The following is a 963-nucleotide window of genomic DNA, read 5'->3' on the forward strand; positions in this document are numbered from 1 at the left end:
TAAAGCGTTTCTGTGAAAACTTGAATCGGTGGTTCCTATAGGGTCGTGTTTGTGATTCATCCTATTTTGGAGGATGGATCATGTCAGCACCTTTGCCATCTGCGCTTCGGGCGCGGTTTCAGAGTTACATTGAAGAAGGGTTAAGCGGACGTGCGGCGGCTTTGCGTCTGAAACTTTCGCCCGCGACGGGCGCGCGTTGGGCGCGGCAGGTCAGGACGACAGGGCACGCCTCGCCTGCACCCCAGGGATGTCCGCCGGGGCGCGGCAAGCTGGAACCGTACCGCGCGTTCTTCGAAGAACTCATTGCGCAAGACCCGGATATCACGCTTTTTGAACTCCGGGATGCTCTGGCCGATGCGAAGGGTGTGAAAGTCCACCATTCGTCTATCGCTGGCCTGCTGTCGCGGCTCGGGTTTACGTACAAAAAAAGTCTCTGGTTGCGTCCGAACGCCGTCGTGCCAAGGTAAGGCACCGGCGCGCTGACTGGTTTTCCCATCGGCTGCCAGCAATTGGACGGCGACCTGATCGCGTTGTGTTTATTGATGAAACTTCTGTGAAGACCAATTTCACTCGCCTACGGGGGCGGTCATTGCGCGGCCAGAGACTGACCATGGATGCGCCCTTTGGCAGTTGGGGGACGCAAACGCTGATCGCAGGCTTGACCCACGAAACCCTGATCGCGCCGTGGGTCATAAAGGGTGCCATGGATGGCCCTGCCTTCGCCGCCTATGTACGCGAAGTTCTGGTGCCAGAAATTGAGCCCGGAACAGTCGTCATACTGGACAACTTGGCGACCCACAAAAACAAGGAGGCCGCAGATGCACTGCGGGCGCATGGATGCTGGTTCATTTTCCTGCCGCCATACTCGCCCGACCTGAATCCCATCGAACAGGCATTCTCCAAGCTGAAAGCCCATCTTCGCCGGATCGGGGCTAGGACATTCACCGACGTGTTCGACGCCAT

2 protein-coding genes are annotated in these 963 nt (G+C 57.8%); both read left to right on the forward strand.

Annotated features, from left to right (window positions below):
- Nucleotides 1–161 precede the first annotated feature (161 nt).
- Nucleotides 162–467 (forward strand): hypothetical protein, encoded by a 306-nt coding sequence (locus BV911_RS18815; RefSeq protein ID WP_086055059.1) that lies wholly within the window; start codon nt 162–164, stop codon nt 465–467.
- Between the two features lie 86 nt (nt 468–553).
- On the forward strand, nt 554–963 hold a 410-nt coding region (locus tag BV911_RS18820), incomplete at its 3' end, for an IS630 family transposase (RefSeq protein ID WP_240512376.1).

This window comes from Pseudoruegeria sp. SK021 (genome assembly GCF_002119405.1).
GTDB lineage: Bacteria > Pseudomonadota > Alphaproteobacteria > Rhodobacterales > Rhodobacteraceae > Meridianimarinicoccus.